This window comes from Rhodobacter sp. P2_H5, assembly GCF_056403335.1.
Window position 1 is genome coordinate 280860 of sequence record NZ_JBFUFS010000003.1, and the last position, 12974, is coordinate 293833.

The window sequence follows — 12974 nt, forward strand, 5'->3', positions numbered from 1 at the left end:
CTCCGTCTGACAAGATGCGATGCGGAGCAGGTGATTCCTGCCCCCGGACACGCCCCGTTCCGAAGCGCATTGATGAGGCAAAGGCTGGCAGGCGAGGCTTATAAAACGGTGAACAGGACATGAAACGCCCGCCCTTTGCCGCGGTCCGGCGCCAGAAAGAACCGCGAATTTTAAGCGAATTTGCCTGAGGAGCCGGATTTGTCCGGCATTTGTTCACCACCCGTTCACCAATCTCGCGGCACTCTGCCGAAAACCGAGATGGAGGTTCCCGATGTCGATGCCGCTCCTGATGCCCTTCCCGCTGCCCGGTGACGAAGACAGCCTGCGCCGGGCGATGGCCCGCCCCGGCGGTCTGTCCGCCGTCCCGCTAAGCGAGCTGGCCTATCTCGGCCGTGCGGTGGCGGGGCTTGACCTTCTGGGCCTGGTCAAGCTCGCCGAAACCGCGGCCGAGGCCGACAGCACGGCGCTGTACGAATTCTGGCTCGGCGCGCATGGCGCGGAAATGCCCGCCTGTGCCGCCTGGTTTAACCTGGGCGTGGCGCGGATGAAGGCGGGCAATCCGGCCGCCGCGGTCGAGGCTTATCGCGCTGCCCTCCGCCTGAAACCTGAGATGACCGAAGCCGCGATCAATCTCGGCTCGGCGCTGGAGGCCGCGGGCCAGACCGAGGCGGCGCTGGGGGCCTGGCGCTCGGCCCTGCCCCCCGCGCCGCTGCGCCAGCTTCTGCACAACCAGCTCGGCCGCGTGATGGAGATGCAGGGCAGCCTCGGCGCCGCCGCCGAGGAATTGCACGCCTCGCTGCTGATCGCGCCGCATCAGGCCGATGTGCAGCAACATCTGGTCCATATCCGCCAGCGCACCACCGCATGGCCGGTGACCCGGCTGGAAGTGCCCGGCCTGACCGAGGCCGAGGCTGCCTTCAACTGCGGTCCGCTCGCGGCTTTGGCGATGTTCGACGACCCCCGCCTGCAGGCCGCCAGCGCCTCTGACTGGATCGCCCGCAAGGTGCCCCCTGCCGCCCTCCACCTCGCCCCGCCGCAGGGCTATGCGCATGACAAGCTGCGGATCGGCTATCTTTCCACCGATTTCTGCCGCCACGCGATGAGCTTTCTGATCGCCGAACTGCTGGAACGCCACGACCGCAGCGCTTTCGAGGTCTATGGCTACGATGCCTCACCCGAGGATGGCAGCGAGATCCGGGCCCGCGTCCTTGCCGCCTTTGACCACCATATCCCGATCCACGCCCTGCCCGACGAAGGCGCCGCCCGCGCCATTGCAGCGGATGAGATCGACATCCTGATCGACCTCAACGGCCTGACCAAGGGCGCCAGGCTCGGCATCCTGCGCTGGAAACCCGCGCCGGTGATTGCGACCTATCTTGGTTACATCGGCCCGGTTCCGCTGCCGGAACTGGACTATCTCCTCTGCGATGCCGTCACGATCCCCGAACAGCTGGAGACCGCCTATGCCCCGCGCCCCCTGCGGATCGAGGGCTGCTATCAGGCCAATGACAGCCGCGCCCCGCATCTGCCCCCGGTCAGCCGCGCGGCCGAGGGCCTGCCGGAGGATGCCTTCGTCTACACCTGCGTCTCGCATCACTACAAACTGACCGAAGCGATGTGGGACAGCTGGTGCCGCATCCTGCAAGCCACCGAGAATTCGGTCCTCTGGCTGATCGACGACAATCCCGAAAGTCGCGCCGCCCTGACCGCGCGCTGGCAGGCGAAGGGGCTTGTGCCCGAACGGCTGATCTTCGCCCCCCGCACCGACCCCGACCGCTACCGCGCGAGGCTGGCGCTGGCGGATCTGTTCCTCGACACCCACCCCTACAATGCCGGCACCATCGCCTCGGATGCCTTGCGGATGGGGCTGCCGATCGTGACCCTGCAGGGCAAGGCCTTTGCGGCACGGATGGCCTCCAGCCTGCTGACGGCGGTTGGGCTGGAAGGCGGGATCACCCATTCCCCCGCCGAATACGAGGCGCGCGCCATCACCCTCTGCCGCGACCGGGCGGCGCATCACTGGATGAAGGCGCATCTGTCGGGCGACACCTGGGCCCGCACGCTGGGCGATGCGGCAGGTTTCACCCGAAGGTTCGAGGCCGCGCTGCAAAAAGTGCGGCTGCGACCCTAGCGCGGGTTGCGGCTCCAACGCCAAACCAGGAAGGCCGGGATAGTTTTCTCGGCCTTCCTGGTTTGCAGCGCACCCCGGTCGTCACCGCGGGCGCAAACCGGGCCGGGCACCCTGCCCGGCCCCGCAAAGACCGCCCGTCAGACCGCCAGCGCCTTGACCCCCGAGGCCCAGAGCGCGAAATGCCCGTCGCGCTGCACCCGGACGTTCTGGAACCCCGCAGCCTCCAGATGCCGCGCCAAAGTGGTGGCGACAAAGCCGGTCCGATGCCCCATGAAATGGTTACCCGCGGCGATCGAGGCGCGGTGCCCGTACAGCATGTCCAGCGCCGCAATCGGCCCCATGGCCGAGATATAGGCCGGATCCTCCAGCTTGCCCTCGGCCACCAGCGCCGCCACCTGCTGCAGATCGGGCATGGTCACCAGGGCAAAACCGCCGGGGGCCAGAACCCGGTGAAACTCGGCCAGGGCCAGCGGCACCTCATGCGCGGTCAGATGCTCCAGGTTATGCGCCGACCAGATCCCGTCGACCGAACCGGTTGGCACCACCCCCATATCGGTGATCGAGGCCACGATATTGGGTGCGACATCGGGGTCAATGTCCAGCCGCAGCTCGCGCCAGACCCCGGCCGGAAAGAAGGCGGCCGGCAGTTTGGCCGGATCGGCCGGACCGCAGCCGACATGCAGCACGGTCCGGGTCGCGGCTTCGACGATCTGGGCGGTTTCAAGCGCGGGATGGGTGGCGATGGTCATGGTCTGTCCTTTCTGGAGGAGATTGATTTCACTGCAAATTTCGGATCACGGCTCGCGCAGGGCCTCGCTCATGCCGCGCGCCAGAGGGTCGATGAAATAGTCCAGCAGGCTGCGCGTGCCGGTCTTCACATCGGCCTCCAGCGTCATACCGGGCAAAAGGGCAGTGCCGGGCGGCAGGTCATGCAGCGCGCCGCTCAGGCTGATCCGGGCGGGATACTGCGCCTCGGTTCCGCCCTCGGGCGTGAAGGAGGCGCTGGAGACGTCGATCAGGCGGCCCTGCAGCGCGCCATGCCGGCGCCAGGGGAAAGCGTCGATCTTCAGATCGACCGGGTCGCCGGCGGCCACAAGGCCCGCGTCGGCCGACCGGATGCCAATTTCAGCCACCAGCGCCACATCGCCCGGCACCATGACCACGACCGGCGTCCCCTCGGCCAGCGAAGACCCCGGACCGCCGGGCGCGACCGAGATCACCACCCCCGGACCGGGTGCTACCAGATCCGAAAGGGCAGAAAGCCGGTCCGCCTTGGCAATCGCCTCGTCCAGATCGGCGATCTGCGGGCGGAGGGCGGCGAGCGCCTCAAGATCGGCGCGGCGGCGGTCGCTGTCATAGGCCGCCAGCGCGGCCTCGGCACTGGCGCGGCGGGCGGCGAGGTCTTTCTGGCGCGCCTCATGCTGGTTGATCGCGGCCTCGGCGTCGATCCGCGTCAGCTGCGCCTCGAGGGAGGCCAGGCGCGAGCCGTTCTGGCTGGCGGCCAGTTTGGCGCGCATCGCCTCGACCTCACGCGCGATGGAAAGCCGGTCGGACAGGCCCGTGCCCGCGTGATCCTCGGCCGCAAGCGCATCGGCGGCGGCGTCGCGGGCGGCTTGCAACTGGGCGCGCTGGGCGGCCGCAAGCCCACTGCGCTGGGCCTGAACCTCGGCCTGCAGGGCCATTTCGGCGCTGTTCGCCGCCATCGGCTGGCCGGAAAGATCGGCCTGCAGGCGCGCTTGCTGCGCCGCGAGGCTCGCGCGCTGGGCCTGAAGCGCGGCACGGTCGGCATCGGGCAGCGTCGGGTCCAACCGGGCCAGAACCTGGCCCTTGACCACACGGTCGCCGGGCCGCACCAGAAGCGCGCGCAGGACCGCGCGGCTCATCGGCGCCAGGATCGCCGGTGGCGCATCGGCGGCGACCCGTCCGCGGGCCGAGACGACGATATCCAGCCGCACCAGCCCCCCCAGGATCAGAAGCGAGACCACCAGCCCCGCGCCGAGCGCCGGCCACAGCCGCAGGAGAAGGGGCGCCGGTTCGGCCACCAGCCGGTCGAGATCGGCTTGAAAATCAAGCGCGTCGGAGGCGATCTTCATGTCATATGCTCGGTCTGCTGTTGCCAGAGATGTCGGTAGATCTCGCAGCGTTTCAGAAGGTCGGCGTGGGGCGCCATATCGACGACCTGGCCCTGATCCAGCACGAGGATCGCATCCGCCCGCACCAGCGAGGACAGACGGTGCGAGACGATGATCACCGTCCGCCCCTTGGCAATCGCGGCGAGGTTGCGGTTCACCACGGCCTCGCTTTCAGGGTCGAGCGCCGAGGTCGCCTCGTCAAACACCAGGATTTTCGGCGCGCTCATCAGGGCGCGGGCAATGGCGAGCCTTTGCCTTTGCCCGCCCGACAGGTTGGCCGCCCCCTCCTCCACCGGGGTGTCAAAGCCCTGTGGCAGGCGGCGGATGAACTCCTCCGCCCCGGCAAGTTTGGCCGCGATCAAGACCTCCTCCAGCCCGGCCTCGGGGCGGGCCATCGCGATATTGTCGCGGATCGTGCCGCGGAACAGCAGGTTTTCCTGCAAGACCACGCCCAGGGACCGGCGCAAGTGGTCAAGGTCGATCTGGCGGATATCCACCCCGTCCAATTGGATCAGCCCGGCCTGCGGAGCCTCGATCCCCTGGATCAGGCGGGTCAGCGTGGTCTTGCCCGAACCGGAGCGCCCGACGACGCCGATCACCTGGCCCGGCGTGATCTCGAAACTGACGCGGTCCAGGGCGGGGTTCGCGGCACCGGGATAGGTGAAGCTGACCGCGTCAAAGCGCAGGCGGCCGAGGATGGCATGCCGGGCGGGGCGTGCCCGGGTGCCGCGCTCGGGCTTCTGGTTCAGGACGCCCGCCAGCATCCGCACCGAAAGTGCCGCCTCCTGGTATTCGTTGATCAGGCCGACGATCTGTACCAGCGGCCCCGTCACCCGGCCCGCCAGCATCAGGAAGGCCACCAGCGCGCCGATCGTCAGCCGCCCCTCCAGCACCAGAGCCGCGCCATAGGCGATGACCGAGATCTGCGTCATCTTTTCCAGAAACCCGGTGGCCGCGGCCGCCAGCGCCGCGATGGCGCCCACGTCCCATTGCCGGCGCAAAGTCCCGGCCAGACTGTCCTCCCACACCTTGCGGCGCGCGGGTTCAAGGACCAGCGACTTGACCGCGCGCATGTTGTGCAGGGTTTCGACCAACTGGGCCTGCCGCCCCGCCTCTGCCTGATAAAGCGCGTTGAGGCGGCGGCGGAACAGCGGCAAAAGCGCCCCGATCACCCCGGCAATCGCCAATGCAAAGCCCAGAACCACCAGCGTCAGCGGCCCGCAGAGCAGCATCAGCACCCCAAGCAGAAGCGGCAGGAAGATCGCATCCAAGAGGGTCTGGAACAGCCGGCCCGTCAGGAAATTTCGTATCTTTTCCGTCTGTTGCATATGGCGCGCCATGACGCCAGCTGGCGTCGTCTCGAACACCGACAGGGGCAGCGCCATCAGATGCGCAAAGCTGCGGGCGCCGATCACCGCGTCGATCTTGCCACCCGCAATCAGCATCAGCCTTTGGCGCACATAGGTAAAGGCGGCATCGAAGGCCGCCAGCAGCACGAAGATCGAGACGATGGCCGCGAGCGTGTTCCACGCCTGGTGCGAGATCACCCGGTCGATCAGCACCTGAAACAGCAAGGGCAGCGCAAAGCCGATCAGATTGCCGGTCACCACCGCCAGCGCCACCCCGGCCAGAAGCCCACGCTGCGCGCGCAGCGCCGGCAAGAACCATGTCAGACCAAAGGGTTGCTCCGCCTCGCGCGTCTCGGGGCGGGCGAGGAGGATCCGGCCGTCCCACTGCTCCAGAAAGGCGGCGCGGGTCAGGGTCTGGACGCCCTTGCCCTCCTCCGCCGGGTCGAGAATGGCGATCTGGCCTTCGGGCATCAGGGCCACGACGATCAGCCAGGCGCCGTTCCGGCAGCCCGTCATTGCGGGGCAGGCCGCCCCAAGCCCGGTGATCTTCGCCCAATTCGCCTTTTCGATCAGACGGGTGCGAAAGCCCGCCTTGCGCAGCGTGGCCAGCACCGAAGGCGCGATGTCGCCCTCGACCAGACGGGGCAGATCCTCTGGCCGCAGGGTCACGCCGTGGTGCGCCGCAATCAGGAACGTCGCCCGCAGGGCCGACATCTGATGGTGGTGCAGCGCCAGTTCCCTGGCAAGATTGGGGTCCGAAACGCTCATGCCGGACCCTAGGCGGATTGTCCTTAACGCCGGGTGAAGACTTCCCCGGTCAAAGCCGCCATTTCCTGCGGCAAACCGCGCAACGGGCGCGATTTGCCACGCATTTTACGCATCCTACGAGGAGCGCAGCAGGACCTTGGTCGAGCCGAGCACCTGGCCGACCTGGGTGAAGGCCACGCGTCGCCGCTCCGAATTGGCGGCCGAGCGCAGCAGCACCAGCTGGGTCGAGACGATGATCGCCGAGGCTTGCGCATTGGCCGCCGCCAGCCTGTCTTCTGAAATCGCGGTCAGCGGGCGCGACGAGGACCGGACCGGGCCGGAGACCGAGCGCGCAATCCGTTGATCCAGAACAGAAGAGGCATTGGCCAGCGCCAGGGCATGCAGCTGGCGGGCCGCATCTTCAAGCGCCGCGCGCACCTCGGAATACTCGCCCGTTGACGACAGCCCGTCCGCCACGGCCTGCAGCCGGTCCGACAGACAGTCGATGGCATACTCCTTCTGCACGAACTCGCGGCAGAAGCTGGCGCCGGCGTTGATCTCGTCAAGAATGGCCTGAGTCGTCTCGGTGTTGATGGTCTGCAGCACATCGGAGGGCCCGGTCGGCTCGCCCAGCGGCGTGGTCGGGAAGGTGTCGATGCTGCGGGTCAAAGTTGGCGTGGGCGGCGGCAGGGTCGGGCTGGCGCCGATGGTGCCGAGGCCGCTGGCCGTGGTGGGGAGGATGTAATTCGACAGATTGGTCGCCCCGGTGGCCTCGAAATCCGCCGGTGCCAGCGTGGCCGTGACCTGCCTTGTCCCCGTGTCAGCCGCGTCGTAGCTGCCCGTGGTCTGCAGGACCTGCGCGCCCTCGCCCGCGATGAAGCCGTTCAGCAGGAAATTGGCGCTGGTCAGAACGGCGTTGGTGGTGCCGTCGAAGGGCTTGGTCGGGTTCCCGACGATCGCCGCACTCAGCGCCAGACGGGTGATAGCGCCAGCGCCTGTGGCGGTGGTCGGCAGGACGTAGTTCGACAGCGTCGTCGCACCAGTGACCGCGAAGTCCCCTGCGGCGAGGGTTACGGTGACGGGGTTCGCGTCAGAGGCGTTCTGTGAAGCATAGGTGCCGGTGGTCTTGGTGACGGTGGCGCCCTCTCCGTCGATGAAGCCGGTCAGCTGGTAGTTGCTGGCCAGAAGCGTGGCGAGGTCGGTGCCGTCGTAAGCCTTGGTCGGCGTGCCGACGATGGCGGCGCCGAGGGCCAGACGGGTGATAGCACCATTGCCGGTCGCCTCGGTCGGGAGAACGTAGTTCGACAGAAGCGTCGCGCCAGTGGCGGCGAAGTCCCCTGCGGCCAGAGCGACGGTAATAGGGTTGGTGTCCGAGGCATTGGGCGAGGCATAGGTGCCGGTGGTTTTCGTGACGGTGGCGCCCTCTCCGTCGATGAAGCCTGTCAGTTGGTAGTTGCTGGCCAGAAGGGTGGCAAGGTCGGTGCCGTCGTAAGCCTTGGTCGGCGTGCCGATGATGGCGGCGCCGAGGGCCAGACGGGTGATCGCACCGTTACCAGTCGCCTCGATCGGCAGGACGTAGTTCGACAGCAGCGTCGCGCCAGTGGCGGCGAAGTCCCCTGCGGCCAGAACGACGGTGACGGGGTTGGTGTCAGAAGCGTTGGGCGAGGCATAGGTGCCCGTGGTCTTGGTGACCGTCGCACCCTCTCCGTCGATGAAGCCGGTCAGTTGGTAATTGCTGGCCAGAAGGGTTGCAAGGTCGGTGCCGTCGTAAGCTTTGGTCGGCGTGCCAATGACGGCGGCGCCGAGGGCCAAGCGGGTGATCGCGCCGTTGCCGGTCGCTTCGGTCGGGAGAACGTAGTTCGACAGAAGGGTCGCGCCAGTGGCGGCGAAGTCTCCGGCGGCGAGGGCCACCGTGACGGGATTGGTGTCCGAGGCATTGGGCGAGGCATAGGTGCCCATGGTCTTGGTGACAGTGGCGCCCTCTCCGGTGATGAAGCCGGTCAGCTGGAAATTGCTGGCCAGAAGGGTGGCAAGGTCGGTGCCGTCATAGGCCTTAGTGGGGGTGCCGATGACGGCGGCGCTGAGGGCCAGACGGGTGATCGCACCGTTACCAGTCGCCTCGGTCGGCAGGACATAGTTCGACAGCAGCGTAGCACCAGTGGCCGCGAAGTCCCCTGCGGCGAGCGTAACGGTGACGGGGTTGGTGTCAGAGGCGTTCGCCGAGGCATAGGTGCCCGTGGTCTTGGTGACGGTGGCGCCTTCCCCGGTGATGAAACCGGTTAGCTGGTAGTTGCTGGCCAGAAGGGTGGCCAGGTCGGTGCCGTCATAGGCCTTGGTGGGGGTGCCGATCACGGCGGCGCTGAGGGCCAGACGGGTGATCGCACCGTTGCCGGTCGCCTCGGTCGGCAGGACGTAGTTCGACAGGAGCGTCGCACCGGTGGCGGCGAAGTCTCCGGCGACGAGGGTCACGGTGACGGGATTGGTGTCAGAGGCATTGGGCGAGGCATAGGTGCCCGTGGTCTTGGTGACTGTCGCGCCCTCGCCTTCGATGAAGCCGGTCAGTTGGTAGTTGCTGGCCAGAAGGGTGGCGAGGTCGGTGCCGTCGTAGGCCTTGGTGGGCGTGCCGATGACGGCGGCGCTGAGGGCAAGGCGGGAGATGACGCCGTTGCCGGTCGCCTCTGTCGGCAGGACATAGTTTGACAGCAGGGTCGCACCGGTGGCGGCGAAGTCTCCGGCGGCCAGAGCGACGGTGATGGGGCTGGTGTCGGAGGCGTTCTGTGAGGCATAAGTGCCGGTGGTCTTGGTCACCGTGGCGCCCTCGCCTTCGATGAAGCCGGTCAGTTGGAAGTTGCTGGCCAGAAGCGTCGCAAGGTCGGTGCCGTCATAGGCCTTGGTGGGCGTGCCGATCACCGCGGCGCTGAGGGCAAGGCGGGAGATCACGCCGTTGCCGGTGGCCACGGTTGGCAGGACGTAGTTCGACAGCAGGGTCGCGCCGGTGGCGGCGAAGTCTCCTGCGGCGAGGGTTACCGTCACCGGGTTGGTGTCCGAGGCATTCGGCGAGGCATAGGTGCCGGTGGTCTTGGTGACGGTGGCGCCTTCGCCCGCGACGAATCCGGTCAGCTGATAGTTGCTGGCCAGAAGCGTGGCGAGGTCGGAGCCGTCATAGGACTTGGTGGGCGTGCCGATCACCGCGGCGCTGAGGTCGCGGCGGGAGATCGCGCCGGTGCCGGTGGCCAGGGTCGGCAGGACGTAGTTCGACAGAAGCGTCGTCCCGGTCGCCGCATAATCCCCTGCGGCCAGCGCGACGGTGACAGAGGTCGCATCGGTGGCATTGGCGGTGCCATAGGTCCCGGTGGTCTTGGTCACCGTGGCGCCCTGCCCCGAGAGGAACCCGCTCAGCACGAAGTCCGAGGCTTGCAGGGTCGCGACATCGGTGCCGTCGTAGATCTTGCTGATGCCGCCCAGCGCGATGCCAAGCTGCAGGGGGTTGATCACGAGGCTTGCGGTGTCGGTCTGCAAGATGGTGTAGTTGCCGCTGCTCTCGGTCGTCCCGCTGGCCGAGACGGTATAGGTTGCGGCGTTGATCCCGCTGCCGTCGCCTCCGGTAAAGGCGAAGGTCGGGCCGGCGGTGATCAGGGCCGCGGTATCCTCGCCCTGGAAGCCCGAAAAGGTCACGTCTCCGGTGTAAAGACCGATACCGTCATAGTCCTTGGTCTCATCCGCCAGAAGGACCGTCAGCGTGGCGCGGTCCACCTGCAGATCGCCCTTGTTCACCGTGACGCCGGTCAGGGTCGGCCCGGCAGCGCCAGTGGGGCCGGGCAGGCTGTTGACGGAGGTGATCAGCCCGCCGACATAGGTGCCGGCATTGGCAAGACCATTGCTGAAGGTGACGACGCTGCCATCCATCGTGGCCGGATCGACCGAGAAGCCGAAGGCCGCAGCCGAAACATCGGCGCCATCGACCTGAACCGTGATGGCAGGGGCGACAAAGGCGTCGCCATAGGTCTGGGTGACCGAGCCGACCGTCACAACCGGGGTCACCCGGTAGATCAGGCCATTGCCGCTGCCCGGCAGGGCCAAGGGGTCAAAGCTCGTGCCATACTGGATGAAATTCGGCGACAGCACGCCCAACGTGCCGGTATCGGCATCCGGACGGTTGGAGAACAGCAGCCAGCGCCCCTTCATCGTGCCGATCGCCGCCGCTCCGGCGTCGTTCTGCAGATTGCCGCCCGAGGCGAGGATCAGGTCGCCGCCGCCGAGGTTGGAATAGGCAAAGCCCGAATCCAGCTGCAGGTTGCCGCCGGTCTGGACGGTGAGCGTGCCCGCCGTGGTGACGCTGCCGCATTCGCAGCTGCTGGTCGCGGTCGTGCCGGTCAGCAGAAGAGAGGCGCCTGCCGACGTGTCGGTCTGGGTCACCGTCACATTGCCGCCTTCGGTGTCGGCCGCCAGCATCGCCACATCCAGCGTACCGGCAGAGCCTGGCCCCGGGAAGACCGAGACATCCTGGTCGAAGTTGAAGGCGGTGATCGCCACATCCGCGCCAGAGATCGTGCCGCTCGCCGTGGCATGGCCAATCCAGGCCTCGACATTGCTGCCGAGCGCGCCCGGTTGCAGGCTCAGATCGCCATGCGAGATCACCGTGATCGCGCCGGAGCGGTCGCCGAGGCTTTGCGTGACGCCGAAGCGGTCCAGCGACCCATGTCCGATCATCGCGTATTGGTTGAACGCCCCGGACGCCGAACTGCCGGAAAGCTCGATGCCGTCCTGCGCTTCGACCGTGATGGCGCCGCTGGCGCTGACGGTGGACCCACTGCCGACATCGCCGAAATTCATCCCGATATGGCCGATCTGCGCGCCGTCATCGTTCGAACTGCCGGCGAGCAGGTTCACCACACCGGTCGAGCGCAGGACGATGTCGCCGCTGGCCGTCTCGCCCGGGATCATGTTGGTGACGTTGAAGCCAAGCTGCGAATAGCCCGAGCCGCCGCCGATCGCGCCGCCGCTGGCGAAAAGCCGGGTCGCCCCGGTCATCGACCCCACCGCCACATGGTTGAAACCGCGCGCCTGCGGCGTGATCAGGAAAGAACCCGAGGCATTCACCGTGGCGCTGCCGGTCGCGCCGGTGACCGTATAGGCGGTGCCGTTGGCCTGGCCGAACAGCGTGGTGGTCGCCAGATCGGCGTTCAGGAAAGGCGTCGGGTTGAAGGTCGTGGTCGAGGTCAGCCCGTTCCAGCCGGCCACCACGTTGACATCGCCGCCGATCACGCCATCGCCCTGCGCATTCTGCACCGAGGCGAAGAAGATCACGTCGCCGCGCGCGAGAAAGGTCAGATCGAAATCCGAGGAGTAGTTCAACTCGCTGGAAACCAGGATGGTGCCCGCCTCTGCCGCAGCGCCATTGGTCTGGACGATCACGTTCTGCGTCGAAAGCGCGCTGATCAGGCTGGATGTGGTGATCGCTGAAGCACCGCTGAGAATGACGGAATTGTTGTCGGTCACCTCCAGATTGCGCGGGTCAATCAGCAGGGTGCCGCCCTCGGTGTCGACCGCACCGGTAAAGCTCAGATCCTCGCCCGACACCTCGACAAAGCCGCCCTCGCCGCCCTTGGCGAAGATCTGGCCGTCAAAGGTGGTCGTGCCGGTGGCGGTGACCAGAACCGTGCCACCCTGGGTGCCCGAGGCGTCGATCAGCCCCGAAAGATCGACCACCTTGCCATGGGCGGTGATGGTGCCGCCCGAACCGTCGAGGTTCTTCGCCTTGACCGGCTTGTCGACCTTCAGCTTGCCGGTGTCGCCGGCGGTCAGGAAGATCTTGCCCTTGACCTTGGCGACCCCGGTCGCCTCGATCGTGCCCTTGGTGTTGCCGGCCAGCGCATAGACATTGCCGCCATTGGCGCGCAATTCGGCCGCAGCGGCGCGGATCGCCCCGCTGTCGCTGACCGAGGTGTCATCGCCACCGATCTTGACCGCGAAAAGCCCGTCATCCACAGCGGCGTCGCGCATCAGGATCTCGCGCCCCGCCACCAGACCGACCGTGCCGTTGGGGGCGGTGATCGTGCCTTCGTTGACCACATGCCGCGCCAGCAGCGCCACGTCGCCGCCCATCGAGGAGACTTGGCCGAGGTTCACCACATAGGCCGCCGACTCGCCCGCAAAGGTCGCATCGCCGCCGTTCAGAAGGTCGCTGTCCGACATGTCCAGCGTCGTCGCCACAAAGCGCCCGCCGGTGTTGATCACCCCGGTCTTGCCCACCACGATGCCATTGGGGTTGATCAGATAGACCGAGCCGGTCGCCGTGAGGCTGCCCATGATCGAGGACAGATCGCCCCCCGTCACCCGGTTCAGCGTCGTCCCGCTGCCATTGTTGACCTGAACCCCAAAGCCCTGCCCGATCGAGAAGCTGCCCCAGTCGACGATGCCGTACTGGCTGCCCTGCTGCATCAAAAGCTGGGTCGGCGAAGGCGTCGTCACCGTCACATCGCCTGCCACCACCGTCGGGTTGGACGGCAGATCCTGCGCGTAAAGCGCGCTTGGCAGGAAGGTGGCCCCCAGAAGGTAGGCGGCAAGCAGGTTTCTGTGCGACATCACGAGCCCTCGACGGGTTTAAAGTCAGGT

5 protein-coding genes are annotated in these 12974 nt (G+C 67.2%); 1 reads left to right on the forward strand and 4 read right to left on the reverse strand.

The features are described 5' to 3' along the window. Positions 1–271 precede the first annotated feature (271 nt). Entirely contained in the window at positions 272–2131 is a 1860-nt protein-coding gene (locus AC1DVR_RS05500) for an O-linked N-acetylglucosamine transferase, SPINDLY family protein (protein ID WP_477999532.1), read from the forward strand. A gap of 137 nt (positions 2132–2268) precedes the next feature. Here AC1DVR_RS05500 and AC1DVR_RS05505 read toward each other — a convergent pair whose 3' ends face one another. From AC1DVR_RS05505 to AC1DVR_RS05520, 4 genes are all read right to left on the reverse strand, one after another. Beyond that, on the reverse strand, positions 2269–2880 hold the full coding sequence (locus AC1DVR_RS05505; RefSeq protein WP_477999533.1) for a class I SAM-dependent methyltransferase: 612 nt from the start codon (positions 2878–2880) through the stop codon (positions 2269–2271). Between the two features lie 45 nt (positions 2881–2925). Continuing rightward, on the reverse strand, positions 2926–4224 hold the full coding sequence (locus tag AC1DVR_RS05510; protein ID WP_477999534.1) for an HlyD family type I secretion periplasmic adaptor subunit: 1299 nt from the start codon (positions 4222–4224) through the stop codon (positions 2926–2928). Beyond that, positions 4221–6380 carry a peptidase domain-containing ABC transporter gene (locus AC1DVR_RS05515; protein WP_477999535.1) on the reverse strand — a complete coding sequence of 720 codons (2160 nt, stop codon included), beginning with the start codon at positions 6378–6380 and terminating at the stop codon, positions 4221–4223. The genes AC1DVR_RS05510 and AC1DVR_RS05515 overlap by 4 nt, the downstream gene beginning before the upstream one ends. Positions 6381–6494: 114 nt before the next feature. Then, positions 6495–12944, reverse strand: coding sequence for a YDG domain-containing protein (locus tag AC1DVR_RS05520; protein ID WP_477999536.1), 6450 nt, complete (start codon positions 12942–12944; stop codon positions 6495–6497). Positions 12945–12974 lie beyond the last annotated feature (30 nt).

What these genes read in the sequence shown, in the direction of transcription:
- AC1DVR_RS05515 (WP_477999535.1), bottom strand. Translation starts at nt 6,380, where the DNA reads ATGAGCGTTTCGGACCCCAATCTTGCCAGGGAACTGGCGCTGCACCAC.
- AC1DVR_RS05500 (WP_477999532.1), top strand. Translation starts at nt 272, where the DNA reads ATGTCGATGCCGCTCCTGATGCCCTTCCCGCTGCCCGGTGACGAAGAC.
- AC1DVR_RS05520 (WP_477999536.1), bottom strand. Translation starts at nt 12,944, where the DNA reads ATGTCGCACAGAAACCTGCTTGCCGCCTACCTTCTGGGGGCCACCTTC.
- AC1DVR_RS05505 (WP_477999533.1), bottom strand. Translation starts at nt 2,880, where the DNA reads ATGACCATCGCCACCCATCCCGCGCTTGAAACCGCCCAGATCGTCGAA.
- AC1DVR_RS05510 (WP_477999534.1), bottom strand. Translation starts at nt 4,224, where the DNA reads ATGAAGATCGCCTCCGACGCGCTTGATTTTCAAGCCGATCTCGACCGG.